Genomic DNA, 23897 nt, shown 5'->3' with positions numbered 1-23897 from the left:
GGACATGGGTGGGACCAGCCTGTTTTTTGAGTTCACGAAGAACCCTGTGGGAGCGAGCCTGCTCGCGAAAGCGGTGGATCAGTCACCGTTAATGTTGGATGACAGAATGCATTCGCGAGCAGGCTCGCTCCCACAGGGGCACCAATATTTGCTAGATCGCCTGCTGGCTCTTGAGCGTCTGCTCCAGCGCCTGCACACAGCGCTCTTCGGCTGTGTCCAGCTCGAGCTTCATCTGTTCGATATCCAGCAGCTGCTGTTCGAGCTGTTCGCGGCGTTCGCTGATTTTCGCCAGCATGCTGTTGAGCTGTTTGGTGTTACCGCCTGACGGGTCGTAGAGTTCGATCAGCTCGCGGCATTCGGCCAGGGAAAAACCGATGCGCTTGCCGCGCAGGATCAGCTTCAGAGTGACCTTGTCGCGCGGCGAATAGATCCGTTCCTGGCCACGACGCTCGGGGCTGAGCAGGCCTTGCTCTTCATAAAAGCGGATCGCCCGGGTGGTGATGTCCAGCTCGCGGGCGAGGTCGGAAATGCTGTAGGTCTGACTGCTCATGAAAGCGCTCGGAAAATGGGCATGGCGCTAAGCTAATCGGTGGTTTACGTTTACGTCAAGAAGGATGGTTGTGGTTGTCTGTACAGGCCCCTTCGCGAGCAAGCTCGCTCCCACATTCGACCGCGTTCCTTCAGATGAAATGCAATTCATTGTGGGAGCGAGCCTGCTCGCGAAGAACGATAACGCGGTAAAAAAGCCCTACACCTTCTCCAGCTTCTTCTCCTGCGCCGTCACCTGCTGGCACAACTCGATCATCTGCTCGCGCATCCAGCGGTTGGCCGGGTCCTGGTCGGTGCTTTCGTGCCAGTACAAATGCGTTTCCACCGACGGCACATCATTCACCGGCAAATTGAACGACTGCAAATCATGGCGGCGGGCAAAGCGTTCCGGCACGGTCATGACCATGTCGGTCTGCTGCATCACTTGCGAAGCCATCAAATAGTGCTGCGAGCGCAGGGCGATCTTGCGCTGGATGCCCATTTTGCCCAGCGCCAGATCGACATAACCCAGACCGCTGCGGCGGCTGGAAATATGGATGTGAGTCAGCGACAGGTAGTCGTCGAGGCTGAGTTTTTCCTTGCCCGCCATTGGGTGGCCCTTGCGCATGGCGCAGACGTAACGGTCGTCCATCAGCTTGACGTGGCGCACCTGCGGGTCGGTGTTGAGCGGCGCATCCACGGCGAAATCCAGACGCCCGGCCGCGAGTTCCTTGGTGGTTTCCCGGCGCTTGGACAGAAAGCTTTCGATGATCACCGTCGGCGCGAGGCGGCGCAGGCGCTGGAACAGTGGTGGCAGAATGATTGCTTCCGTCAGGTCGGTCATGCTGATGCGGTAGGTCTTGACCGCCTGCGCCGGGTTGAAGATGCGACTTTCCTGCACCGACACGCGCAGCAGCGACAGGGCGTTGCGCACCGGGCCGATGATGTTCTGCGCCATCGGCGTCGGCACCATGCCCTGAGCGGTACGCACGAAGAGCGGGTCGTTGAAGGTTTCGCGCAACCGCGCCAGCGCGTTGGACACCGCCGGCTGGGTGATCCCGACAATCTGCCCGGCGCGGGTCAGGTTGGCTTCGGTGTAGATCGCGTCGAAGACGATGAAAAGGTTCAGGTCGACCTTGCTCAGATTCATAACGCGGCTTCTCTTGTTATTAAGTGCAAGTGTTTTGGGGCTGACGATCAGCGGATCATATATTGGTGATGAATGTTTATACACGCCGAGAATAGGCTAGGTAAATGATCAGCGCTGTTCTAGCATCGATTGCATGACTTGAACAACCTCTGCCCGAGAAGGTAACTACCCATGGATTTCGCTTATTCGCCCAAGGTTCAGGAACTGCGTGAGCGCGTGACTGCGTTCATGGACACTTACGTTTACCCGGCCGAAGCGGTGTTCGAACGCCAGGTCGCCGAGGGCGATCGCTGGCAGCCGACCGCGATCATGGAAGAGCTCAAGGCCAAGGCCAAGGCTGAAGGGCTGTGGAATTTGTTTCTGCCTGAGTCCGAGCTGGGCGCCGGCCTGAGCAACCTCGAATATGCGCCATTGGCGGAAATCATGGGCCGTTCCCTGCTGGGGCCCGAGCCGTTCAACTGCTCGGCGCCGGACACCGGCAATATGGAAGTGCTGGTGCGCTACGCCAACGAAGAACAGAAACAGCGCTGGCTCGAGCCGCTGCTGCGCGGCGAGATCCGTTCGGCGTTCGCCATGACCGAGCCTGACGTGGCGTCTTCCGACGCGACCAACATGGCCGCCCGTGCCGTGCGTGATGGCGATCAGTGGGTAATCAACGGCAAGAAATGGTGGACTTCCGGCGCTTGCGATCCGCGCTGCAAGATTCTGATCTTCATGGGCCTGAGCAACCCCGACGCGCCGCGTCACGCCCAGCACTCGATGATCCTCGTGCCGGTCGATACCCCCGGGGTGAAGATCGTCCGGCCGCTGCCGGTGTTCGGTTACGACGATGCACCGCACGGTCACGCCGAAGTGCTGTTCGATAACGTGCGGGTGCCGTACGAAAACGTCCTGCTCGGTGAAGGACGCGGCTTTGAAATCGCTCAGGGTCGCCTTGGCCCAGGCCGCATTCACCATTGCATGCGTTCGATCGGCATGGCCGAGCGTGCGCTGGAACTGATGTGCAAACGCTCGGTGAGCCGCACCGCATTCGGCAAACCGCTGGCGCGTCTGGGCGGCAACATCGACAAGATCGCCGACTCGCGGATGGAAATCGACATGGCGCGTCTGCTGACGTTGAAAGCGGCGTACATGATGGACACCGTCGGCAACAAAGTGGCGAAAAGCGAGATTGCGCAGATCAAAGTCGTCGCACCGAACGTGGCCCTGCGGGTGATCGACCGCGCTATCCAGATGCACGGCGGGGCAGGGGTGTCGAACGATTTCCCGCTGGCCTATATGTATGCGATGCAGCGCACCCTGCGTCTGGCCGACGGCCCGGACGAAGTGCACCGCGCGGCGATTGGCAAGTTCGAGATCGGCAAGTATGTGCCGAAGGAAATGCTGCGCAGCGGCCAGTAACACCGCGTCGCCTCCCCCAGTCTGATCGTTCCCACGCTCTGCGTGGGAATGCCGCCACGGACGCTCTGCGTCCACTGTGACGCGGAGCGTCACGGGATGCGTTCCTTTGCTGCGCGTGGGAACGATCAGGCGTCAGGATCAATACACCCAAACCTCAACCCGCCGATTCTTGATCCGCCCTTCATCCGCGCTGTTGGTCGCCACCGGCATCAGCGCACCAAAGCCGCGTACTTCGCGCATGACCACACCGTTTTTGACCAGCTCGCGCCGCACCGCCATTGCTCGCAGCTTCGACAGTAGATCAGCCCGCGCCGGGTCATCCTTCAAATCACCAAACCCCACCAGCGTCACCGCCCGCTCGGTCTTGCCATTGCGCTTTATATAGTCGAGCACCCGCGCCAGATCCTGCCGCGCCTTGTTGTCCAGACTGGCGCTGCCCTCGGCAAAACGGAAATTCACTGTCAGGCGCTGGGCATGCCGGCTGAGGGATTGGTAACCCTCGGGCATCAGCGCATTCGGCGCCACGCTCATGGCCTGCACGGTCTGGCTGACAAAACCGCTGGTCGCGACGATCGCCTGTCCCTGTGGACTTTGCGCGAACGTTGCCAACGCCTGCGCCCACGGATTGCGGCTGTCCGGCGGTAGATAAAAGAACAAGCGCCGCGACAGCGGATAATCTTCGGTGGCGATCAGACTGTTCAGCGGCAGCATCGCTTGCGACGCGCCGTCGGCAATCGCTACGGCTTTGGCCTGGCGCACGTAAGGCAAGCCGATGAAGCCGATACCTTGCGGATCGGCGCTGACCGCATCGGACAATTGCTCGCTGGATTCAAAACGTTTCGCCGCGCTGCTCAGACTTTTCCCTCGCCGGCTCAGGACCAGTTCCTTGAACGTGTCGTATGTCCCCGATTGATCATCCCGCGCATATAAGTGTATGGCGCCGCCACGGCCGCCGAGCTCTTCCCAGTTTTTCACTTCGCCGGCAAAAATCCGCGCCAGTTGCTCGGTGTTCAACTGCTCAAGCGGGTTGGCCGGGTTGAGGATGATCGCCAGGCCGTCGATGGCAATGACTTGCTCGGCCGCCGGACTTTTCAGATCGCCGAGGGTTTGCAGGGCAAGCAGTTCGCTGTCCTTGATCTCACGGGAAGAGGCGGCCAGATCGGCGCTGGCGTTTTTCAATGCAGTGAAGCCAGTGCTGGAACCGTGGGCGGCGACTTCGATGATTACGCGTTGCCCTTGTGCGGTCTGGCCGACGATGCGTTGTTCGTTGGCGGTGTCCGGGGTTTCGCGGTGGATTTTCAGCAGGCCTTGTTCCTGCAACAGGCCTTCGACCAGCGCCGGGCCGAGTTCGGCGCCGATGGTGTTGGAGCCCTGAATGCGTAATGCCGGGCCGTTTTCGGGGATCGGCAGGGCGGCGGCGGACACCGACAGCCAGCCACTCAACAGGAAAACGCAGAGAACACGCAGGGTCATTCCGGCACCGAATCAAGCCAAGGGGATTGCCGGGGAGATTAAGTCAGGCGCGTGACCGAAATATGACAGGGATTGAAGGGTGTAAATATCAATTGTGGGAGTGAGCTTGCTCGCGAAGGCGGCGTATCAGCAACATATCTGATTACTGACACTCCGCCTTCGCGAGCAAGCTCGCTCCCATAGGGATCTCAGGCAACTCGCGAATCAGGCCAGCTCAAGCCAGATCGGCGCATGGTCCGAGGGTTTTTCCATGCCGCGCAGTTCGTAGTCCACGCCGGCATCCTTGACCCGTGGCAGCAGGCCATGGGACGCCAGAATCACATCGATGCGCAGACCACGCTTCGGTTCATCTTCGAAACCACGGCTGCGATAGTCGAACCAGCTGAACATGTCGCTCACGTCGGGGTTGAGGTGCCGATAGCTGTCGGTCAGGCCCCAGTTCTTCAGGCGCGCCATCCACTCGCGCTCCTCCGGCAGGAAGCTGCATTTGCCGGTTTTCAGCCAGCGCTTCATGTTGTCCGGGCCGATGCCGATGTCGCAGTCTTCCGGGGATATGTTCACATCACCCATCACCACCAGTGGCTGTTCATTGTGGAACTGGCTTTCCAGCAGCGCTTGCAGATCGCTGTAAAAACGTTCCTTGGCAGGGAATTTGGTTGGGTGGTCGCGGCTTTCACCTTGGGGGAAATAGCCGTTCATGATCGTCACCGGCACGCCGTTGGCATCTGCAAAAGTGCCCCAGATAAAGCGCCGCTGCGCGTCTTCTTCGTCAGTGGCAAAGCCTTTATGGATGGCGATCGGTTCGTTGCGCGAGAGCAGGGCGACACCGTAATGGCCCTTCTGGCCATGGAAGTGCACGTGGTAACCGAGGGCGCGGATGTCTTCGTGGGGGAACTGGTCGTCGTGGACCTTGGTTTCCTGCAGGCCGATCACGTCGGGCTGATGTTTTTCGATCAGCGCTGCCAGCTGATGCGGACGGGCACGCAGTCCGTTGATGTTGAAGGAAACAATCTTCATGGTCGGCAGTCCTGGCAAAAGGGCGATGCTAGCTGACATGGGGAAGATGGGCCAGTGTGGGACAAATCATTTTGGCCTGTGGGATTTGTGATGCCCTATGCAGCGCCTCTGTGGGAGCGAGCCTGCTCGCGAAGAGGCCGGCAAGATCGATGAAGATCCCGACTTGGTCTATACCTGTCAGGGGAACCACATCGCCCGCCCAAGGTTCGTACCAACAAGCGCGCCAGTCTCCGAGCGCGCCCCCGGGGAGAATCACTGCAATGCCTGAAACCCAGTCCGCCGTTGCCGACATCCACATGCTCGACCGCGGCTATTCACGCGAAGCCCGCTCGTTGCTGTATCAGGCCTATCGCCACGAGCCGACCTTCGGCTACCTGTTCGAAGCCGAGCGTCCCGGCTACGAACAGCGCGTGCGCGCGACGGTGCGCGAGTTGGTCAAACAGCATTTTCTCCAGGACCTGCCGGCGATCGGCCTGCTGGTCAACGACCGCTTGATCGGCATTGCCCTGATCGCACCACCGCAACGGCGCCTGGGCGTTACCGAAAGCTGGGCGTGGCGCTTGCGCATGGTGCTCAGCACCGGTTTTCGCTGCACCCGGCGTTATCTGGAATACCACGACGCCGTCGCCGCATGCGTGCCGGGTGACTCGGTGCACATGCTGCCGCTGCTCGGCGTTCACCCGCAGTTTCAGGGCAAGCACTACGGCGAACAGTTGCTCACCGCCGTGCACAACTGGTGCGCGGTCGATGAAACCTCGCAAGGGGTGGTGCTCGACACCGGCAACCCGCGCTACCTGGAATTCTATAAAAGGCAGGGTTATCAGGAGATCGGCGAGGTTGCCGTCGGACCGGTGCGCGAACACGTATTTTTCCACGCCAATCCGCAGGTGTTACAAACAGCAACGGGATAACGATCGAACTTCTTCACAAATTACCTGTTCTATCAGGCTCCCGAGCCCGTGATAGCATCCGCGCCTATGAAGTTTCCACGAAGATTTACCAGCGGCGTGCTGATGCTGTTATCCAGCTGCGCGGCGCTGGCGCAAAGTGAATTGGATGTACGGATCAAGCCGTCCAACGATGAACTCAAGGCCAATATAGAAGGCTATATCGGCAGCCTCGGCGATCGCGACGAAGAAGCCTTGCTGCGTTTCAGTCGCGGTGCCGAAGAGCAGGCGCGCAAAGCGGCGCAGGCTCTGGGCTACTATCAGCCGCAGATCGACAGTGACGTAAAGGGCGGGGAAAAACCGCGTCTGGTGCTGAACATCGATCCCGGCGAGCCGATTCGCCTGCGCAACGTCACCGTGCGCGTCGACGGCCCGGCGGCCTCGCTGAAATCCTTTCGCGTACCGAAAAGCGACCTGCTCAAGTCCGGCGCCGTGCTCAACCATGGCCGTTACGAAGACGCCAAACGGGTGATCCAGAACCAGGCCTCGCGCTTCGGTTACTTCAGCGGTCATTTCACCAGCCAGAAACTCATGGTCGATCCCCGCGCGGGCGTGGCTGACATCGAATTGATCTACGACAGCGGCCCGCGCTATGCGCTGGGAAAAGTCAGTTTCGAGGGCGACACGCCGTTCGACGAAGACCTGCTGCAACGCATGGTGCCGTTCAAGGAAGGCGAGCCTTATGATTCGGAACTGATCGCCGAACTCAACCGCGACCTGCAATCGAGCGGCTATTTCGAAGGCGTGCGCGTCGACGCAGCACCGACGGCAGCGCAGAACGATGTGATTCCGGTCGCCGTCAAACTCGACACGCGCAAGCCGCGCACCATGGGTCTGGGACTCGGTTATTCGACCGACGTCGGGCCACGGATCAAGGCCAACTGGACGCGTCACTGGGTCAACCCGCAGGGCGACAGCTATGGCTGGGAGGCCGAACTCTCGGCGCCCCGGCAGAACGTCGGGCTGTTCTACGACATCCCGCTCGACCCACCACTGACCGACAAACTGCGCTGGGCCGGCGGCTATCAGTTCGAAGACATCGAAGGCTCCGACACCCTCAGCAAGCTGCTGACCTTCGGCCCGGAATGGCATAGCAAGTTGCCCAGCGGCTGGCAGCGGGTGATCTCGCTGAAATGGCAACGTGAAGAATACGAACTCGGCGACGACTCCGGCCTGAGCACGTTGCTGATGCCCGGCATCAGTTATTCGTACCTCAAAAGCGACAACCGCATCGACCCGCGCAACGGCTATCGCCTGAGCTTCGAAAGCAAAGTGGCCAAGGAAGGCCTCGGTTCGGACAACAACCTTTTATATGGCACCGCGCTGGTCAAAGGCCTGACCACGGTGTTCGACAAGCACCGCTTGCTCGGCCGCGTGCAGGTCGGCGGCAGCGCCACCAACGGCTACAACTCTATTCCGCCATCGCTGCGCTTTTTTGCCGGTGGCGATCAGAGCGTGCGCGGTTACGACTATCAGAGCCTGTCGCCGAAAAATTCCGATGGCAAACGGATTGGCGGTCGCTACATGGTGGCTGGCAGCGTCGAGTATCAATACTCGATCGCCGAAAAATGGCGGGTCGCGACCTTCGTCGACCAGGGCAACTCTTTCAACAAACTTGAACTGCCCGACCTCAAGACCGGGGTCGGTGTGGGTGTGCGCTGGGTCTCGCCGGTCGGGCCGATCCGCCTTGACCTGGCCCATGCGCTGGACGACGACGGCGGCATCCGGCTGCACTTTTCCATGGGGCCTGAGCTGTGAAGCGTGGTGTGAAAATTACGGCGCTGACGCTGTTGGCGCTGGTCGTGTTGATCGTCTTGAGTATCTCCGCACTACTTGGCACGCAGGCCGGCAGTCGTTGGGCGCTGGGCCTGGTGCCGGGCCTGAGCGTGGAGAATTTCCACGGTCGCCTCGCTGGGCAATGGAGCGCCGATCACCTGGTGTGGCAGCAGGACACCAGCCGAGTCGAGCTGAACAAGGCGATCTTCGCCTGGTCGCCACTGTGCCTGACGCGCATGACCTTGTGCATCGATCAGCTTAAGGCCGAGCAGGTAATCCTGCAATTCCCGCCGAGCGAAGAAACCACCGAGAGCGGCCCGATCACACTGCCGGACCTGCAATTGCCGTTGGCCATTGAACTGGGCGATGTCGAAGTCGGCAGCCTGTTGTTCAACGGCAGCGAACAGCTCAAGGGCTTGCAACTGGCGGCGCACTGGACCGCTCAGGGCCTGCAGATCGACAGCGTGAAATTGCAGCGCGACGAGCTCAGCCTGAACCTGTCCGGCCTGCTGCAACCGAGCGGCAACTGGCCGCTGACGATTCAGGGCGATTTGACTTTGCCTTCTCCCGGCAGCGAGCCGTGGACGCTGGCGCTGAAAGTTGAAGGTGATCTGCTGAAAACCCTCAACCTGCACGCCGACAGCCGTGGCTACCTCGACGGCCAGTTGAACGGTGAACTGCAAGCGCTGGCGGAAAACCTGCCGGCCAAGCTGCGCATCACCAGCGACGCGTTCAAACCCAGCGCCGATCTGCCGGACACCCTGCAATTCAATCAGCTTGTGCTCACGGGCGAAGGCGACCTGAAAAACGGTTATCAACTGCTCGGCAACGCCACGCTGCCCGCCGAAAAATCGCCAGTAGCGCTGCTGCTCAAAGGCAAGGTCGACGCCAATGGCGCGCAGATCGCCGGCCTCGACCTCAACGCCAACGACACGCAAAGCCTCAAGCTCACCGGCAATGTCGACTGGAGCAAGGGCCTCAGCGCTCAGGCCAATATCAACTGGCAAGACTTCCCGTGGCACCGGCTCTATCCGGAAATCGACGAGCCGCAAGTGACGTTGCGCACCTTTACCGGCGAAGTGTCCTACACCGACGGCCAGTACCTCGGTAATTTCGACGCGGCGCTGGATGGCCCGGCCGGCGCGTTCACCTTGAGCAGTCCGTTCAGCGGCAGTCTGGAACAGATCGCTTTGCCGCAACTGGTCATGCAGGCCGGGCAGGGCAAGGCCGAAGGGCACGTCAATGTGCGCTTCGCCGACGGCATCGCCTGGGATACCGCGCTGGATCTGTCGGCGCTCAACCCGGCGTACTGGGTCGCCGAACTGCCGGGCACTCTGGCCGGGCGGTTGCAGAGCAAAGGCGAGATGAAGAATGATCAGCTCAGCCTCAGCGCCGACCTCGACCTCAAAGGCAAATTGCGCGGTCAGCCGGCGGTCCTCCAGGCCAAGGCTGACGGCGCGGGCGAACGCTGGAACCTCAATGCCCTGCAGATCCGCCTCGGCGATAACAGCATCAACGGCAAGGGCAGCCTGCAGGACAAACTCGGCGGGCAGATCGACATCAAGCTGCCGCGTCTGGCCCAGCTGTGGCCGCAATTGCGCGGTCAGGTCAACGGTCAGGTCAACGTCGCCGGCACGCTGGAGGCGCCGCAAGGCAAGCTCGATCTGCAAGGTTCGCAACTGGCCTTTCAGGACAACCGTCTGCAAAGCCTCAACCTCGACGCCACGCTCGACAGCGCGCAGCGGGCGAAGATCAATCTCAAAGGCAGCGGCATTCAGACTGGCGATACCTCGTTGGGCACCCTGACCGCCAGTGCTCAGGGCGATATCAAAAGCCAGAAACTCAACCTCGACCTGATCGGACCGAAGCTGAAACTGGCGCTGGGTCTGGACGGCAATCTCGACAAGGGCAACTGGCGCGGACGCTTGGCCAGTGGCGACATTCAGGCCGGTGGTCAGGACTGGAAGCTGCAAAGCCCGGCCAAGCTGGAACGCCTGGCGGACGGCCAGATCAATTTCGGCGCGCATTGCTGGCTGTCCGGCAACGCCAGCCTGTGTGGCGAAGACCAGCGCCTGATGCCCGAGCCGAAGCTGCGTTATCACCTCAAGCAATTCCCGATCGAAAGCCTTGCGCAGTGGCTGCCCAAGGACTTCGCCTGGCAGGGCCGACTCAACGCCGATCTGCAACTGGACTTGCCGGCGAGCGGCCCGAACGGCGTGGTCAGTGTCGATGCCAGCGGCGGCACCCTGCGCGTGCGCGACAAGGATCAGTGGCTGGATTTCCCCTACCAGACCCTCAAACTCAACAGCAAGCTCACGCCGAAGCGCGTCGACACCGAGCTCAATTTTGTCGGCGGCAAACTCGGCGAATTGCTGGTCCAGGCGCAGCTCAATCCGCTGCCGAAAAACAAACCGCTGAGCGGCTCGTTCCGCCTTTCCGGCCTCGATCTATCGGTGGCGCGGCCGTTCGTGCCGATGGTGGAAAAACTCACCGGCCGGCTCAACGGCAGCGGCACTATTTCCGGTGGCCTGCTCGCACCGCTGGTCAACGGCACTGTGCAGCTCAGCGATGGCGAAGTGTCCGGCGCCGAACTGCCGATGGAGCTGCAGAATCTGCAACTGACTGCAGCGATCGCCGGCGAATCGGTGCGACTGGACGGCGGCTGGAACAGCGGCAAGACTGGCAAGGGCAGCCTCAACGGCAACGTCGCCTGGGGTCAGGCACTGGTGGTCGATCTGGCGCTCAAGGGCTCGCAATTGCCGGTCAGCGTCGAACCCTACGCCAAACTCGAAATGGCCCCGGACCTGAAGATTTCCATGGCCGGCGATGAGCTGAAAGTTGCCGGCAAGGTGCTGGTGCCGAAAGGCGAAATCACCGTGCGCGAGCTGCCGCCATCAACCGTGAAAGTCTCCGACGACACGATCATCGTTGGTGCGCAGACGGAAGAGGGCAAACCACCGATCGCGATGAAAATGGACATCGACGTGATCGTCGGCCAGGACAAGCTGAGCTTCGCCGGTTTCGGCCTGACCGCCAATCTGCAAGGTCAGGTGCACATCGGCGACAACATGGACACCCGTGGCGAACTCTGGCTCAACGACGGCCGCTATCGCGCCTATGGCCAGCGCCTGACGGTGCGTCGCGCGCGTCTGTTGTTCGCCGGTCCCATCGACCAGCCGTATCTGGACATCGAAGCGATCCGCCAGACCGACGACGTCATCGCCGGTATTCGCCTGAGCGGCAGCGCCGAACAACCGACCACGCAGATCTTCTCCGAACCGGCGATGAGTCAGGAACAGGCGCTGTCGTACCTGGTGCTGGGCCGTCCGCTGAGCACCAGCGGCGAAGATAACAATATGCTCGCGCAAGCGGCATTGGGTCTGGGTCTGATGGGCAGCGCCGGGATCACCAGCGGCCTGGCCAAGGATCTGGGTATTCAGGACTTCCAACTCGACACCCAAGGCAGCGGCAACGACACCAGCGTCGTCGCCAGCGGCAACATCTCGGAAAAACTCAGCCTGCGCTATGGAGTGGGTGTATTCGAACCGGCCAGCACCATCGCCCTGCGCTACAAGCTGAGCAAGAAGGTCTACGTCGAAGCGGCGAGCGGCGTGGCGAGCTCGCTGGATATCTTCTACAAGCGGGATTTCTAGCTCTCGCTCCCTTCAATGATCGTTCCCACGCTCTGCGTGGGAATGCCTCAAGGGACGCTCTGCGTCCCCGCTCTCAAAAAAATGGACGCAGAGCGTCCCCGGCTGCATTCCCACGCGGAGCGTGGGAACGATTCAGCGTGACCGGTCAGCGACTAATTACCAAGCCCCCTAACTATTGCGTTGACATTCGCTGCCTAAGCAGTAACATCTCGACATACATTCACTGCCTAGGCAGTTATCAGGTCGACCCATGAAGCATTTCACCCCGGAAGAATTCAAACATTGCCACCTCGGCCTGTTGCTCGGTCGTGCCGCGTTGCTCAAGGATCGGATCATCGATACCCACATGGAACCGCACGGCATCACCGCCGCGCAGTTCAAGGTGTTGATCATTATGGCCCAGTTCGGCGTCGACACCCCGGCCGAGCTGTGCCGGCATCTGTCGCTGGACAGCGGGTCGATGACGCGCATGCTCGATCGCCTCGAGCAGAAGGCTTTTCTGCTTCGTCAGCGCAGCGAAGGCGACCGCCGTCAGGTGCAGTTGAAACTGACCGAGCAGGGCCAGCAACTGGCTGATCGTCTGCCGCACATCGGTGCCGATGCGATGAATGAACTGGCCGGCGCGATCTCCCGCGAAGAGCTGAAAACCCTGGAATATATCCTGAAGAAAATCCTGCTGGCCGCCGGTGACCCGATCACCATCCAGCGTCTAGGTGATCACAATGAGCGCTAACATTTTGCGCAGCAGTCTGACGCTGCTGTTGTCGGCGATGATCCTCGCCGGTTGCGCCAACTACAGCGGCCTCGACACTCAAGGCCAACGCCTCGACGCGAAGAGCCTGAAGACAGCGCAGTCTCTCGACGGCGTCACCCTGTCGCCGGCGGCGTGGCCGAAAAGCGATTGGTGGAGCAGCCTCGGCGATCCGCAGCTCGACGGCCTGATCCGCGAAGCCCTGCACGACAGCCCGGACATGCAGATCGCCGCAGCCCGCGCCCATCAGGCCAGTGCCGCCGCCTATGCCGCCGATGCCGAGCGTTATCCGACCCTCGACGCCAGCGCCGGCATCAGCCGTTCGCGGCTGGCTCGTGATCAGGATCCGCTGGGGCAGGGCGGCGCCTATGCGACGGTGCGCAATGTCAGCGCCGGTTTCAATTACAACTTCGATTTGTGGGGCGGTCAGCGCGATGCCTGGGAAGCCGCCCTCGGCGAGGCTCGCGCTGCTGAAGTCGACCGTCAGGCCGCGCAGCTGACACTTGCCGCTGACGTCGCCCGTGCGTATAGCGATCTCGGTCAGGCGCACATCGTTTACGACCTCGCCAGCGAAGACCTGAAGCGCACCCGGCAAATGCTCGACCTCAGCCAGCGCCGCTTGAGTTCGGGAATCGACAGCCAGTACCAGTTCCAGCAAACCCAGAGTCTGGAAGCCAGTTCTCAGGCCAGCCTGATCGACGCGGAAAAACGCTTGAACAGCGCGAAAATCGCCTTGGCGGTATTGCTCGGCAAAGGCCCGGATCGTGGCAACGAGATCGCCCGACCGAAAGTTCTGCAAGCCAGCGCCGTGGCGGTGCCGTCGGTGTTGCCGGCGGAACTGCTCGGCCGCCGCCCGGATCTGGTTGCGGCGCGCTGGCGTGTCGAGGCGGCGAGCAAAGACATCGATGCGGCGAAAACCCGTTTCTATCCCAACCTCAATCTGTCGGCCTCGGCCGGCGCCGAGTCGTTGCTGGGTGATGCGATGTTCGGTTCGGCCAGCCGCTTCTTCAACATCGCGCCGACCGTGTCGCTGCCGATTTTCGATGGCGGACGCTTGCGCGCCAACCTCGATGCGCGCGACGCCGATTACGATCTGGCGGTGGCGCAGTACAACAAAAGTCTGGTGAAAGCCCTCGGCGATGTCGGCGATACGATCAATCAGCTGCGCGATATCGGCCGGCAGATCGGTGCGCAGCAGCACGCCACCGACATCGCTCAGGATTCTTACAACACCGTCGTCCAGCGTTACGGTTCCGGCATCGGCAACTACCTGGACGTGCTCAGCATCGAGCAGCAATTGCTCCAGGCCCAGCGTCAGCTGGCGACCCTCAATGCCGAGCAGATCGACCTGTCGATTCAACTGATGCAAGCGCTGGGCGGCGGCTTTCAGGGTGAAAACCTGAACGCAGTCAACGCCAGCCCAGCCTCGTCGCACCCATAATTCAAGGTATTTGTCATGGCCACTGCCGAAAACACCCAAGCTCAAGACAACACCCCGGACACCGGCAACCCGCGCAAACGCAAGGTGATGCTGCTGGCCCTCGCCGTGGTGGTCCTGCTCGCCATTGCCGGCGTCTGGGCCTATCACGAATTCATCGGGCGCTTTAACGAAAGTACCGACGATGCCTACGTCAACGGCAACGTGGTAGAGATCACACCGCTGGTCACCGGCACCGTGGTCAGCATCGGCGCCGATGACGGGGATCTGGTCCAGGAAGGCCAGGTGCTGGTCAACTTCGACCCCAACGATGCCGAAGTCGGCCTGCAAAGTGCCAAGGCGAAACTGGCGCGCACCGTGCGTCAGGTGCGCGGCCTGTATAGCAACGTCGACGGCATGAAAGCTCAGGTCAATGCGCAGCAGGCCGAAGTGCAGAAGGCCCAGGACAACTACAACCGGCGGAAAAATCTCGCCCAGGGCGGGGCGATTTCCCAGGAAGAGCTGTCCCACGCCCGCGACGACCTGACCTCGGCGCAGAACGCTCTGGCCAACGCCAAACAGCAACTGAAAACCACCAGCGCACTGGTCGACGACACCGTGGTCTCGTCCCATCCGGACGTAATGTCGGCGGCTGCCGATCTGCGTCAGGCCTACCTGACCAATGCCCGCAGCACGTTGATCGCGCCGGTCACCGGTTACGTCGCCAAGCGCACCGTGCAGCTCGGCCAGCGCGTACAACCGGGCACCGCGTTGATGGCGGTGATTCCGCTGGATCAGCTGTGGATCGACGCCAACTTCAAGGAAACCCAACTGCGTGACATGCGCATCGGTCAGCCAGTGGATATCGAGGCCGACATTTACGGCAGCGACGTGAAATACAGCGGCACGGTCGACAGCCTCGGCGCCGGTACCGGCAGCGCGTTTGCTCTGCTGCCTGCACAGAACGCCACCGGTAACTGGATCAAGATCGTCCAGCGCGTGCCAGTGCGTATCCACATCAACGCCGAAGAGCTGGCCAAGCACCCGCTGCGTGTCGGTCTGTCGACCAATGTCGAGGTCAATCTGCACGACCAGAGCGGCCCGGTGCTGGCCCAGCAACCGCCGCAAAAAGCCTCGTTCAGCACCAATGTGTATGACCGCCAACTGGCCGAAGCGGACGCGATGATTGCCCAGTTGATTCACGACAACAGCGCAGCAGCAGGCAAGACCGCACAGCGCTGAGAGCACACCGGATCAGAAGCAGGCTCTGTGGTGAGGGGTTATCTGTGGCGAGGGGATTTATCCCCGCTGGACTGCGCAGCAGGCCCGCTTTTCCTGAGCCAAAAGAGGGGCCGCTTCGCGACCCAGCGGGGATAAATCCCCTCGCCACAAGGGCCTGCTACCACAGGGCCGGCTGTGTTCATCAGGCCGCAGCGACCATCAGGTTTCATAGGATTCACAATGAGCAATAACGCTTCTTTCACGCCGCCCAGCCTGTTGCTCAGCACCATCGGCCTGTCGCTGGCGACGTTCATGCAAGTGCTCGACACGACCATCGCCAACGTGGCGTTGCCGACGATTTCCGGCAACCTCGGGGTGAGTTCGGAGCAGGGCACCTGGGTCATCACCTCGTTCGCCGTGAGCAACGCAATTGCGCTGCCACTGACCGGTTGGCTAAGCCGCCGCTTCGGTGAGGTGAAGCTGTTTCTGTGGGCGACGATGCTGTTTGTACTGGCGTCGTTTCTCTGCGGTATCTCGACTTCGATGCCTGAGCTGATTGGCTTTCGCGTGCTGCAAGGCCTGGTGGCTGGGCCGCTGTACCCGATGACGCAGACGCTGTTGATCGCGGTGTATCCGCCGGCGAAACGCGGGATGGCCCTGGCGCTGCTGGCGATGGTCACGGTGGTCGCGCCCATCGCCGGGCCGATTCTCGGCGGCTGGATCACCGACAGTTACAGCTGGCCTTGGATCTTCTTTATCAACGTGCCGATCGGCATCTTTGCGGTGATGGTGGTGCGTTCGCAACTGGCGAAACGGCCGGTGGTGACCAGTCGCCAGCCGATGGATTACGTCGGCCTGATCACACTGATCATTGGCGTCGGCGCGTTGCAGGTGATCCTCGACAAGGGCAATGACCTGGACTGGTTCGAGTCGAATTTCATCATCGTCGGCGCGGCGATTTCCGTGGTCGCCCTGGCGGTGTTCGTGATCTGGGAAATGACCGACCGCCATCCAGTGGTCAACCTGCGCCTGTTCGCCTATCGCAACTTCCGCATCGGCACGCTGGTGCTGGTCTTGGGTTATGCCGGCTTCTTCGGCATCAACCTGATCCTGCCGCAGTGGTTGCAGACGCAAATGGGCTACACCGCGACTTGGGCGGGACTTGCCGTGGCGCCGATCGGGATTCTGCCGGTGCTGCTGTCGCCGTTTGTCGGCAAATACGCGCACAAGTTCGATCTGCGTCTGCTCGCCGGCATTGCATTTTTGGCGATCGGCCTGAGCTGCTTCATGCGTGCCGAGTTCACCAACGAAGTCGACTTCCAGCACATCGCTCTGGTGCAGTTGTTCATGGGCATCGGCGTGGCGCTGTTCTTCATGCCGACCCTGAGCATTCTGATGTCGGACTTGCCGCCAAGCCAGATCGCTGACGGCGCAGGCCTGGCGACTTTCCTGCGGACACTGGGCGGCAGCTTCGCGGCGTCGCTGACCACCTGGATCTGGATTCGCCGGGCCGATCAGCATCATGCGTATATGAGCGAAAGCATCAGCACGTTCGAGCCAGCCACCCGCGAGACCTTGAATCAATTGGGCGGGGCGAGCCAGTCGGCGTATGCGCAGATGGATCAGATCCTCACGAGCCAGGCGTACATGCTCTCCACCGTGGATTACTTCACGTTGCTGGGCTGGGGATTCATGGGGTTGATTCTGATCGTGTGGCTGGCTAAGCCGCCGTTTGCCGCCAAGGCAGGGCCTGCTGCCAGCGGGCACTGATCGCGCAAGATCGTTCCCACGCTCTGCGTGGGAATGCCTCAACGGACGCTCTGCGTTCGGCTCTGGATGGGACGCGGAGCGTCCCGGGCTGCATTCCCACGCGGAGCGTAGGAACGATCATGCGCTCGGGGCAGGCAGGGCGGGTGGCGGGGCGAAATCGAACGGCGCCAAGGCATACCCGCTCTCATCCACCTGCAACGCCCAACCCTGACGATCCCAATCCCCCAGCACAATCCGCTTCGCCGCCTGCTCACCAAGCTGCAACTTGTGAATTGCCGGGCGGTGGGTGTGGCCGTGGATCAGAGTCTTCACGCCGAATGCCTGCATCACTCGCGGAATCTCTTCCGGGGTGACATCGACAATGTCATTGGCTTTCATCCGCGTCTGTGCACGGCTTTCGCTGCGTAGCTTGCGCGCCAGTTTGTGGCGGCTGCTCAGCGGCAGATGGCGGAGGATGAACAGGGTAATCGGGTTGCGCAGGTAGCGGCGCAGCTTCATGTAGCCAACGTCGCGGGTGCACAGGCTGTCGCCGTGCATCAGCAGCACCGGTTCGCCGTAGAACTGCACGACACTCGGATCCTTCAGCAAGGTGCAGCCGGCCTGTTTGCAGAAGGCCTTGCCAAGCATGAAATCGCGATTGCCGTGCATCAGGAATATGGCCGTGCCGCTGTCGCTCAAATCGCGCAGGGCCTGGCAGATGGAACGCTGAAAGGGCGTCATGGCGTCGTCGCCAATCCACGCCTCGAAGAAGTCGCCGAGGATGTACAACGCACTCGCCGAGCGGGCGCGTCCGGCGAGCAAATCCAGAAACGCCCGGGTAATGTCCGGGCGCTCCTCTTCCAGATGCAAGTCTGAAATCAGCAATATCACGCTGCGATGATCTCGGCTTTCTCGATGATCACGTCGTCTGCTGGTACGTCCTGATGGCCGGCCTTGGAAGTGGTCGACACGCCTTTGATCTTGTCGACAACGTCGGTACCGGCGGTCACTTTACCGAATACCGCGTAGCCCCAGCCCTGAGTGGTCTTGCCGCTGTGGTTGAGGAAGGTGTTGTCGGCGACGTTGATGAAGAACTGTGCCGAAGCCGAATGCGGCTCCATGGTGCGGGCCATGGCGACGGTGTATTTGTCGTTGGAGAGACCGTTGTCCGCTTCGTTCTGGATGCTTGCGCGCTTGTCTTTCTTCTCTTTCATGCCTGGCTCGAAACCGCCGCCCTGGATCATGAAGTTGCCGATGACGCGGTGGAATACGGTGTTGGTGTAGTGACCGGCGTTGACGTACTCGATGAAGTTGGCAACGGTGATCGGCGCCTTTTCAGCGTTCAGTTCGATGACGATGTCGCCATGGTTGGTGGTCAGTTTGACTTGAGTCATGGTCATTACTCTTCATAGGGAATTCGTGGTTCTGGGACATTGAGCCCCACAACCGGTTCAGCCTGCTTCGGCCAAGGTGCGCAGTTTAGCGTGACAGGCGCGAATTTCGAGGCGGTTTTTCATTTCCCGGCGATTAAATGCGTGCCTTTATAAGAGCTGCTCTGTCAGGCCCTTGACAGCATCGGCTATGATAGCGGCTTTGTTTTGTCTGGCCCCTCTTTGCGGCCGCGCACCTGTACGTCAAGGATCCTATGAGCAAGCCCACTGTCGACCCTACCTCGAATGCCAAGTCCGGCCCTGCCGTGCCGGTCAACTTCCTGCGGCCGATCATCCAGGCAGACCTGGACTCGGGCAAGCACACCCAGATCGTGACTCGCTTCCCGCCGGAGCCCAACGGCTACCTGCACATCGGCCACGCCAAGTCGATCTGCGTCAACTTCGGCCTGGCCCAGGAGTTCGGTGGCGTCACGCACCTGCGTTTCGACGACACCAACCCGGCCAAGGAAGATCAGGAATACATCGACGCGATCGAAAGCGACGTCAAATGGCTGGGCTTCGAATGGTCCGGTGAAGTGCGCTACGCCTCGCAGTATTTCGACCAGTTGCACGACTGGGCCGTCGAGCTGATCAAGGCCGGCAAGGCCTACGTTGACGACCTGACCCCGGAGCAGGCCAAGGAATACCGTGGCAGCCTGACCGAGCCGGGCAAGAACAGTCCGTTCCGTGACCGTTCGGTTGAGGAAAACCTCGACCTGTTCGCGCGCATGAAGGCCGGTGAATTCCCGGACGGTGCGCGCGTGCTGCGGGCGAAGATCGACATGGCCTCGCCGAACATGAACCTGCGCGACCCGATCATGTATCGCATCCGCCACGCGCATCACCACCAGACCGGCGACAAGTGGTGCATCTACCCGAACTACGACTTCACCCATGGGCAGTCGGACGCCATCGAAGGCATCACCCATTCGATCTGCACCCTCGAGTTCGAAAGCCATCGCCCGCTGTACGAATGGTTCCTGGAGAACCTGCCGGTGCCGGCGAACCCGCGCCAGTACGAGTTCAGCCGCCTGAACCTGAACTACACGATCACCAGCAAGCGCAAGCTCAAGCAACTGGTTGACGAGAAGCACGTCAATGGCTGGGACGATCCGCGGATGTCCACGCTGTCGGGCTTCCGCCGCCGTGGCTACACGCCGAAATCGATCCGCAACTTCTGCGAAATGATCGGCACCAACCGTTCCGACGGCGTGGTCGATTTCGGCATGCTCGAATTCAGCATTCGTGACGACCTCGACCACAGTGCCCCGCGCGCCATGTGCGTGCTGCGTCCGCTGAAAGTGGTCATCACCAACTACCCGGAAGGCCAGGTCGAAAACCTCGAACTGCCACGCCACCCGAAAGAAGACATGGGCGTGCGCGCGCTGCCGTTTGCCCGGGAAATCTACATTGACCGTGAAGACTTCATGGAAGAGCCGCCGAAGGGCTACAAGCGCCTGGAACCGGCCGGTGAAGTGCGTCTGCGCGGCAGCTACGTGATCCGCGCCGACGAAGCGATCAAGGACGCCGACGGCAACATCGTCGAACTGCGTTGCTCGTACGACCCGTACACCCTCGGCAAGAACCCGGAAGGGCGCAAGGTCAAAGGCGTGATCCACTGGGTGCCGGCCGCCGCCAGCGTCGAGTGCGAAGTGCGTCTGTACGATCGCCTGTTCCGTTCGCCGAACCCGGAGAAGGCCGAAGACAGCGCCAGCTTCCTCGACAACATCAACCCTGACTCGCTGCAAGTGCTGACCGGTTGTCGCGCTGAGCCATCGCTCGGCAACGCCCAGCCGGAAGACCGTTTCCAGTTCGAGCGCGAAGGCTACTTCGTCGCAGACCTGAAGGACTCGAAACCCGGTCAGCCGGTATTCAACCGTACCGTGACCCTGCGTGATTCGTGGGGCCAGTGAGTGAGTCAAGGAACTAACGTGCTAACGATCTACAACACGCTCAGCAAGAGCAAAGAAGTCTTCAAGCCGCTGGATGGCAACAAGGTGCGCATGTACGTCTGCGGGATGACCGTGTACGACTACTGCCACCTTGGCCACGGCCGCAGCATGGTCGCGTTCGACCTCGTGACGCGCTGGCTGCGCTTCAGCGGTTACGACCTGACCTACGTGCGCAACATCACCGACATCGACGACAAGATCATCAATCGCGCCCGCGAGAACGGTGAGTCGTTCGAAGCGCTGACCGAGCGCATGATCGCCGCGATGCACGAAGACGAAGCGCGCCTGAACATCCAGAAGCCGGACATGGAACCGCGCGCCACCGATCACATCGCTGGCATGCACGCGATGATCCAGACCCTGATCGACAAGGGCTACGCTTACGCGCCAGGTAATGGCGACGTGTACTACCGCGTTGCCAAATTCATGGGCTACGGCAAGCTGTCGCGCAAGAAGATCGAAGACCTGCGCATTGGCGCACGTATCGAGGTCGACGAGTCGAAACAAGACCCGCTCGACTTCGTCCTGTGGAAAGCCGCCAAGCCGGGCGAGCCGAGCTGGGAATCGCCATGGGGCGCCGGGCGTCCGGGCTGGCACATCGAGTGCTCGGTGATGTCGACCTGCTGCCTCGGTGAGACTTTCGATATTCATGGCGGCGGCAGCGACCTGGAGTTCCCGCACCACGAAAACGAAATCGCCCAGAGCGAAGCGGCCACCGGCAAGACCTACGCCAATGCGTGGATGCATTGCGGGATGATTCGCATCAATGGCGAGAAGATGTCCAAGTCCTTGAACAACTTCTTCACCATCCGCGACGTGCTCGACAAGTACCACCCGGAAGTCGTGCGTTACCTGCTGGTATCGAGCCACTACCGCAGCGCGATCAACTATTCGGAAGATAACCTCAAGGACGCCAAGGGCGCACTGGAGCGTTTCTACCACGCGTTGAAAGGCCTGCCGAGCGTGGCGCCGGCGGGCGGCGAAGCGTTTGTCGAGCGTTTCACCACGGTGATGAACGATGACTTCGGCACCCCTGAAGCCTGCGCCGTGCTGTTCGAGATGGTCCGTGAGATCAACCGTCTGCGTGAGAGCGATCTCGATGCAGCGGCGGGGCTGGCGGCACGTCTGAAAGAACTGGCGAGTGTGCTCGGTGTGTTGCAGTTGGAGGCGGATGACTTCCTGCAGGCCGGCGCTGAAGGGCGGGTCGATGCGGCTGAAGTCGATGCACTGATTGCGGCGCGCCTGGCAGCTCGGGCGGCGAAAGACTGGGCCGAGTCGGACCGGATTCGTGATCAGCTGACGGCGATGGGTGTGGTGCTGGAAGATGGCAAGGGTGGGACTACCTGGCGTCTGGCTGACTGAGGCCCACAGCCCCTCCCATGATCGTTCCCACGCTCTGCGTGGGAATGCCTCAACGGACGCTCCGCGTTCGGCTCTGTAGGGACGCAGAGCGTCCCGGGCTGCATTCCCACGCAGAGCGTGGGAACGATCGACTTTCAATGCACGACGCAAATGCCCTGTGGGTCATTCAGCCTGCCGCAACCTCTTGTACAGCGTATTCCGGCTAACCCCCAAGCGCCGCGCCAGATGCGAAATATTCCCCCCGGCCGCCTTCAACTCCCGATTCAACGCCTCAACATCATTCAAATCCAGCCCCAGCGGCGCCGCCGTCTCAACCGGCTCCATCTCCAGGTCGACAAAAAAATCATCCGGCAGATGCTCAGCCCGCACCGGTTGTTCCTCGGCCATGGCCAGCGCTACCTGCATCACGCTGCTGACCTGACGCAAATTCCCCGGCCACGGGTGCTTTTCAAACAGCTCCAATACCTCCGGGCTCAGCCCCGCCCATTGCGTCGGCTCGCGATGTTGCTCCCACAGCCGTTTGAACAGCGCCTGCTTGTCACTGCGTTCGCGTAACGGCGGCAGCTCCAGGGTCAGGCCGCCGATGCGGTAGTACAAGTCTTCGCGAAAGCGGCCCAGTTGTACCTGCTCGCGCAACGATCGGTTAGTCGCGGAAATGATCCGCAAGTCCACCGGAAACAACTCGCTGCTGCCCACCGGCTGCACGCAGCGCTCCTGCAACACGCGCAACAAACGCGCCTGAGTTGGCAGCGGCATGTCACCGATCTCGTCGAGAAACAGCGTGCCTTTGTCGGCCTTGCGGATCAGGCCGATGCTGCCTTTCTGGTTGGCCCCAGTGAACGCGCCTTTCTCGTAACCGAACAACTCGGACTCGACCAGTTCAGCGGGGATCGCCGCGCAGTTCACTGCGATGAACGCCTGTTTTTGCCGGGAACTGGCCTGGTGCAAGGCTTTGACGAAGACTTCCTTGCCGACGCCGGTCTCACCGTGAATCAGCAACGGAATGTCCTTCTCCAGCAAGCGCTCGGCCTGGCGTACGGCTTTTTCCACGCGACTGTCGCCGAAATGCAGGGTATTGAGGCTGATCGCGCTGGCTGGCGCAGGCTTGTCCTCGGCGACAAATACCCGCGCCTGCACCGGCGCCTGTTTCGGCCGTTTCAGCAAGCACTGGAAACGGTTGCGTCCGGAGGTCTGCAAGGCAAACGGCAGACCTTCGGGCTGGTTGATCAGCTCCAGCAGCGACACCTTGAACAGGCTTTCAACGCTGACGCGGGACAAACGCACACCGAGCAAATTGTCGGCACGGCGATTGGCCGACAGCACCTGTCCGCTCTCATCGAAAATCAACAACCCGGCCCACTGGCTGTCGAGGTTGTTCAACCCGGTGTTGAAGGTCAGTTGAAAATGCTGGCCATGGAACAGGTTGAGGATCAGCCGGTTCTCCACGGTCTGGCTCATCATCTTGACCATTCCGAGGGTGTGCGAGGGCGGCAGGTAACTGTCGCTGGAGACATCGAGCACGGCGATGACCTTGCGCTCGGCGTCGAAAATCGGCGCGGCGGAGCCGGTCATGAAGCGGTTGGCCTTGAGGAAGTGTTCATCGTGTTCGATGTGCACCGCCTGCTCACAGGCCAGTGCGGTGCCGATCGCATTGGTGCCGCTGCTGCGCTCCATCCAGCTCGCCCCGGCCTGAAAGCCCCGGGCCAGATTCGGCTCGATAAAGCGCTGTGTGCCCCACGAGGTCAGCACCTGGCCCTGATTGTCGGCAAGCATGATCAGGCAGTTGGAATTGCTGAGGATGTTTTCGTAGTAGGGCAGGACTTCCTGATGCGTGGTCTGCACCAGCGAATGATGGCTGTCGAGCAACCGCGCAATGCCGGCGGCGGGCAATTGATCGAAGGCCGGGGCGCTCTGGTGGTCGAGGCCGAACGCGCGGCAACGTTGCCAGGAGGTCTGGACGATCGCGTCGTGGGACAGCGGCGAAGCAGGTGCGGCCATGGGGGCGAGCCTCTGAGTGCAGCGATTTTATTATTGTTATGAACCCGATCTTCAAAACTCCACAAACCCCCT

General features: G+C 61.2%; 17 protein-coding genes. 10 read left to right on the top strand and 7 right to left on the bottom strand.

The genetic code is table 11. The annotated features are described in order from the left end of the window. Positions 1-151: 151 nt before the first annotated feature. Together J5M66_RS14980 and J5M66_RS14975 are read right to left on the bottom strand one after the other, a co-directional pair. The gene (locus J5M66_RS14980) at positions 152-550 is read right to left on the bottom strand and encodes a MerR family DNA-binding transcriptional regulator (protein ID WP_016775309.1); all 399 of its coding nucleotides are present in this window, start codon (positions 548-550) and stop codon (positions 152-154) included. Positions 551-748: 198 nt separating this feature from the next. Beyond that, positions 749-1678: a LysR family transcriptional regulator gene (locus tag J5M66_RS14975; RefSeq protein ID WP_016775308.1), complete on the bottom strand. Its 930-nt coding sequence runs from the start codon at positions 1676-1678 to the stop codon at positions 749-751. A 171-nt stretch (positions 1679-1849) separates the two neighbouring features. Between J5M66_RS14975 and J5M66_RS14970 the strand changes: the two genes are divergently transcribed. Next, on the top strand, positions 1850-3079 hold the full coding sequence (locus J5M66_RS14970) for an acyl-CoA dehydrogenase (protein WP_016775307.1): 1230 nt from the start codon (positions 1850-1852) through the stop codon (positions 3077-3079). Positions 3080-3217: 138 nt separating this feature from the next. Here J5M66_RS14970 and J5M66_RS14965 read toward each other — a convergent pair whose 3' ends face one another. Then, on the bottom strand, positions 3218-4552 hold the full coding sequence (locus tag J5M66_RS14965; RefSeq protein ID WP_207808116.1) for a phosphate ABC transporter substrate-binding/OmpA family protein: 1335 nt from the start codon (positions 4550-4552) through the stop codon (positions 3218-3220). A 204-nt stretch (positions 4553-4756) separates the two neighbouring features. Further along, a complete protein-coding gene (xthA, locus tag J5M66_RS14960) occupies positions 4757-5569 on the bottom strand; it encodes an exodeoxyribonuclease III (protein ID WP_073471316.1) in 813 nt (270 codons plus the stop codon). Positions 5570-5829: 260 nt separating this feature from the next. Here xthA and J5M66_RS14955 point away from each other — a divergent pair, with 260 nt between their 5' ends. The 7 genes from J5M66_RS14955 to J5M66_RS14925 all read left to right on the top strand — a co-directional run bounded on the left by J5M66_RS14955 (position 5830) and on the right by J5M66_RS14925 (position 17104). Next, a complete protein-coding gene (locus J5M66_RS14955) occupies positions 5830-6480 on the top strand; it encodes a GNAT family N-acetyltransferase (RefSeq protein WP_016775303.1) in 651 nt (216 codons plus the stop codon). 66 nt (positions 6481-6546) lie between these two features. Beyond that, positions 6547-8274, top strand: coding sequence for an autotransporter assembly complex family protein (locus J5M66_RS14950; RefSeq protein WP_122703744.1), 1728 nt, complete (start codon positions 6547-6549; stop codon positions 8272-8274). Next, positions 8271-11945: a translocation/assembly module TamB domain-containing protein gene (locus tag J5M66_RS14945; protein ID WP_207808117.1), complete on the top strand. Its 3675-nt coding sequence runs from the start codon at positions 8271-8273 to the stop codon at positions 11943-11945. Before J5M66_RS14950 ends, J5M66_RS14945 begins: the two co-directional genes overlap by 4 nt. Positions 11946-12195: 250 nt before the next feature. Then, complete coding sequence (locus tag J5M66_RS14940; RefSeq protein ID WP_016775300.1) at positions 12196-12678, top strand: MarR family transcriptional regulator; 483 nt, start codon at positions 12196-12198, stop codon at positions 12676-12678. After that, positions 12668-14137, top strand: a complete 1470-nt coding sequence (locus J5M66_RS14935) for an efflux transporter outer membrane subunit (protein ID WP_123442114.1) — start codon at positions 12668-12670, stop codon at positions 14135-14137. Before J5M66_RS14940 ends, J5M66_RS14935 begins: the two co-directional genes overlap by 11 nt. Positions 14138-14152: 15 nt before the next feature. Then, positions 14153-15355, top strand: coding sequence for an HlyD family efflux transporter periplasmic adaptor subunit (locus J5M66_RS14930; RefSeq protein ID WP_024013427.1), 1203 nt, complete (start codon positions 14153-14155; stop codon positions 15353-15355). A 219-nt stretch (positions 15356-15574) separates the two neighbouring features. Next, on the top strand, positions 15575-17104 hold the full coding sequence (locus J5M66_RS14925) for a DHA2 family efflux MFS transporter permease subunit (protein ID WP_039763332.1): 1530 nt from the start codon (positions 15575-15577) through the stop codon (positions 17102-17104). A 117-nt stretch (positions 17105-17221) separates the two neighbouring features. On the opposite strand, the gene lpxH is transcribed toward J5M66_RS14925, so the two are convergent. Together lpxH and J5M66_RS14915 are read right to left on the bottom strand one after the other, a co-directional pair. After that, on the bottom strand, positions 17222-17974 hold the full coding sequence (lpxH, locus tag J5M66_RS14920) for a UDP-2,3-diacylglucosamine diphosphatase (RefSeq protein ID WP_024013425.1): 753 nt from the start codon (positions 17972-17974) through the stop codon (positions 17222-17224). Continuing rightward, complete coding sequence (locus tag J5M66_RS14915) at positions 17971-18477, bottom strand: peptidylprolyl isomerase (RefSeq protein WP_038862220.1); 507 nt, start codon at positions 18475-18477, stop codon at positions 17971-17973. The genes lpxH and J5M66_RS14915 overlap by 4 nt, the downstream gene beginning before the upstream one ends. A gap of 251 nt (positions 18478-18728) precedes the next feature. Between J5M66_RS14915 and J5M66_RS14910 the strand changes: the two genes are divergently transcribed. Together J5M66_RS14910 and cysS are read left to right on the top strand one after the other, a co-directional pair. Further along, positions 18729-20426: a glutamine--tRNA ligase/YqeY domain fusion protein gene (locus tag J5M66_RS14910; protein WP_207808118.1), complete on the top strand. Its 1698-nt coding sequence runs from the start codon at positions 18729-18731 to the stop codon at positions 20424-20426. An 18-nt stretch (positions 20427-20444) separates the two neighbouring features. Beyond that, positions 20445-21827 (top strand): cysteine--tRNA ligase, encoded by a 1383-nt coding sequence (cysS, locus tag J5M66_RS14905; RefSeq protein ID WP_122612129.1) that lies wholly within the window; start codon positions 20445-20447, stop codon positions 21825-21827. A 162-nt stretch (positions 21828-21989) separates the two neighbouring features. Here cysS and J5M66_RS14900 read toward each other — a convergent pair whose 3' ends face one another. Next, positions 21990-23825: a sigma-54-dependent Fis family transcriptional regulator gene (locus J5M66_RS14900; RefSeq protein ID WP_207808119.1), complete on the bottom strand. Its 1836-nt coding sequence runs from the start codon at positions 23823-23825 to the stop codon at positions 21990-21992. Positions 23826-23897: the final 72 nt, after the last annotated feature.

Origin of the sequence: Pseudomonas sp. 67(2021) (assembly GCF_017491835.1) — a bacterium.
Classification (GTDB): domain Bacteria; phylum Pseudomonadota; class Gammaproteobacteria; order Pseudomonadales; family Pseudomonadaceae; genus Aquipseudomonas; species Aquipseudomonas atacamensis.
This window is presented reverse-complemented; position numbering and strand designations above follow the sequence as displayed.

Coding starts and splice junctions, on each gene's coding strand:
- J5M66_RS14980 (WP_016775309.1), bottom strand. CDS start 550: ATGAGCAGTCAGACCTACAGCATTTCCGACCTCGCCCGCGAGCTGGAC.
- J5M66_RS14975 (WP_016775308.1), bottom strand. CDS start 1,678: ATGAATCTGAGCAAGGTCGACCTGAACCTTTTCATCGTCTTCGACGCG.
- J5M66_RS14970 (WP_016775307.1), top strand. CDS start 1,850: ATGGATTTCGCTTATTCGCCCAAGGTTCAGGAACTGCGTGAGCGCGTG.
- J5M66_RS14965 (WP_207808116.1), bottom strand. CDS start 4,552: ATGACCCTGCGTGTTCTCTGCGTTTTCCTGTTGAGTGGCTGGCTGTCG.
- xthA (WP_073471316.1), bottom strand. CDS start 5,569: ATGAAGATTGTTTCCTTCAACATCAACGGACTGCGTGCCCGTCCGCAT.
- J5M66_RS14955 (WP_016775303.1), top strand. CDS start 5,830: ATGCCTGAAACCCAGTCCGCCGTTGCCGACATCCACATGCTCGACCGC.
- J5M66_RS14950 (WP_122703744.1), top strand. CDS start 6,547: ATGAAGTTTCCACGAAGATTTACCAGCGGCGTGCTGATGCTGTTATCC.
- J5M66_RS14940 (WP_016775300.1), top strand. CDS start 12,196: ATGAAGCATTTCACCCCGGAAGAATTCAAACATTGCCACCTCGGCCTG.
- J5M66_RS14935 (WP_123442114.1), top strand. CDS start 12,668: ATGAGCGCTAACATTTTGCGCAGCAGTCTGACGCTGCTGTTGTCGGCG.
- J5M66_RS14930 (WP_024013427.1), top strand. CDS start 14,153: ATGGCCACTGCCGAAAACACCCAAGCTCAAGACAACACCCCGGACACC.
- J5M66_RS14925 (WP_039763332.1), top strand. CDS start 15,575: ATGAGCAATAACGCTTCTTTCACGCCGCCCAGCCTGTTGCTCAGCACC.
- J5M66_RS14915 (WP_038862220.1), bottom strand. CDS start 18,477: ATGACTCAAGTCAAACTGACCACCAACCATGGCGACATCGTCATCGAA.
- J5M66_RS14910 (WP_207808118.1), top strand. CDS start 18,729: ATGAGCAAGCCCACTGTCGACCCTACCTCGAATGCCAAGTCCGGCCCT.
- J5M66_RS14900 (WP_207808119.1), bottom strand. CDS start 23,825: ATGGCCGCACCTGCTTCGCCGCTGTCCCACGACGCGATCGTCCAGACC.